At 53.5% G+C, this 2,361-nt stretch carries 1 rRNA gene; it reads left to right on the top strand.

Going from position 1 to position 2,361, the window contains the following annotated elements:
* Positions 1 to 99 precede the first annotated feature (99 nt).
* Positions 100 to 2,361: ribosomal RNA gene (locus L7E55_RS17445) — 23S ribosomal RNA — on the top strand; the annotation flags it as partial.

Genomic DNA, 2,361 nt, shown 5'->3' with positions numbered 1-2,361 from the left:
AACAGTTCTTTGAAAACTGCACAGCGTAGGAGAACAAGAAGCTAAGAGCAACGAAATGGCTCGGTTACACGAGCCAACGGAGTTTTTAGCGCGCAATTAGGTCAAGCTAGGAAGGGCATACGGTGGATGCCTAGGCGCGAAGGGCCGAAGAAGGACGTGGTAAGCTGCGAAAAGCCACGGGGAGCCGCAAACAGGCTTCGATCCGTGGATATCCGAATGGGGCAACCCGGCGGGGGCGAACCCCCGTCACCGATTACTGAATCCATAGGTAACCGGAGGGCACCCGGCGAACTGAAACATCTTAGTAGCCGGAGGAAGAGAAAGAAAAATCGAACCCCCCAGTAGCGGCGAGCGAAAAGGGGCGAGCCTAAACCGGCAGTGCGTGCACAGCCGGGGTTGCGGGACTCTCATCAGTAAGGTAAGTAGCTTTAGCCGAAGCGGTTTGGAAAGACCCGTCACAGAAGGTAACAACCCTGTAGGCGAAAAGGCGAACATCTTCGAGAGTATCCCAAGTACCACGGGACACGAGGAACCCCGTGGGAATCCGGGAGGACCACCTTCCAAGGCTAAATACCCGACGCGACCGATAGTGAACAAGTACCGTGAGGGAAAGGTGAAAAGCACCCCGGGAGGGGAATGAAATAGAACCTGAAACCGTATGCTTACAAACAGTCAAAGCACGATTAAAGTGTGATGGCGTACTTTTTGTAGAACGGACCGGCGAGTTACTTCTGACGGGCAAGGTTAAGCCACAAAAGGCGGAGCCGCAGCGAAAGCGAGTCTTAATAGGGCGAAAATAGTCCGTTGGAGTAGACCCGAAACCGGGTGATCTACCCATGTCCAGAGTGAAGCTTTAGTAAAATAAAGTGGAGGCTCGAACCGACCGTCGTTGAAAAGGCGGCGGATGAGGTGTGGGTAGGGGTGAAATGCCAATCGAACCCGGAAATAGCTGGTTCTCCCCGAAATAGCTTTAGGGCTAGCCTTGGGAATAAATACCGGAGGTAGAGCACTGAATGGGCTAGGGGCCTTCACCGGTTACCGAACCCAATCAAACTCCGAATGCCGGATATTTGGATCCCAGGAGTCAGACTGCGGGTGCTAAGGTTCGTAGTCAAGAGGGAAACAGCCCAGACCGTCGGTTAAGGTCCCAAAGACAGGCTAAGTGGAAAAGGATGTGGAGTTGCCCGGACAACCAGGATGTTGGCTCAGAAGCAGCCACCATTTAAAGAGTGCGTAATAGCTCACTGGTCAAGTGGCTCTGCGCCGAAAATGTAACGGGGCTAAGCCTGTCACCGAAGCCACGGATTTCAGTAATGGAATGGTAGGGGAGCGTTCCGTACACAGCGAAGCTATACTGTAAGGAGTAGTGGAGAGTACGGAAGTGAGAATGCCGGTATAAGTAAGCGAAAAGGCAGGTGAGAATCCTGCCCGCCGTAAACCTAAGGTTTTCTGGGGAAGGCTCGTCCGCCCAGAGTAAGCCGGGACCTAAGCCGAGGCCGACAGGCGTAGGCGATGGAGAATCGGTTGAGAATCCGATGCCACTTTCCGCCGTTTGAAGGATGGGGTGACACAGGAGGGTAAGCTAAGCGCGCGATTGGAAAAGCGCGTCCAAGGTGGTAGGGTAAGAGATAGGCAAAACCGTCTCTTGAAAAGCCCGAGAGCTGATGGGGAGCGAAATAAAGTAGCGAAGTAGCCGAACCCAAACTGTCAAGAAAAACCTCTAACGAGGCGAGAGAGTGCCCGTACCGTAAACCGACACAGGTAGGTGGGGTGAGAATCCTAAGGCGCGCGAGATAACCCTCGTTAAGGAACTCGGCAAAATGACCCCGTAACTTCGGGAGAAGGGGTACCCCGTTAGCGTGAAAACTTTTACAGAGGTAGCGCGAGGGGGTCGCAGAGAAAAGGCCCAAGCGACTGTTTATCAAAAACACAGGTCCCTGCTAAATCGTAAGATGATGTATAGGGGCTGACGCCTGCCCGGTGCTGGAAGGTTAAGGGGAGAGCTTAGGGGCGACCCGAAGGTTTGAACCGAAGCCCCAGTAAACGGCGGCCGTAACTATAACGGTCCTAAGGTAGCGAAATTCCTTGTCGGGTAAGTTCCGACCCGCACGAAAGGCGTAACGATTTGGGCACTGTCTCAACGAGGGGCTTGGTGAACTTGTAATGCCGGTGAAGATGCCGGCTACCTGCGACAGGACAGAAAGACCCCGTGGAGCTTTACTGTAACCTGACATTGGGTTTTGGTATTGCATGTACAGGATAGGTGGGAGACTTGGAAATCAGGACGCCAGTCTTGGTGGAGTCAACGTTGGGATACCACCCTTGGAGTATTGAAGTTCTAACATAGCGCCGTGAAGCCGG

The sequence above is a fragment of the Pelotomaculum isophthalicicum JI genome (assembly GCF_029478095.1).
GTDB classification, from domain to species: domain Bacteria; phylum Bacillota; class Desulfotomaculia; order Desulfotomaculales; family Pelotomaculaceae; genus Pelotomaculum_D; species Pelotomaculum_D isophthalicicum.
Note: the sequence above shows the minus strand (reverse complement) of the source record. Positions and strands in the feature narration are given on the sequence as shown.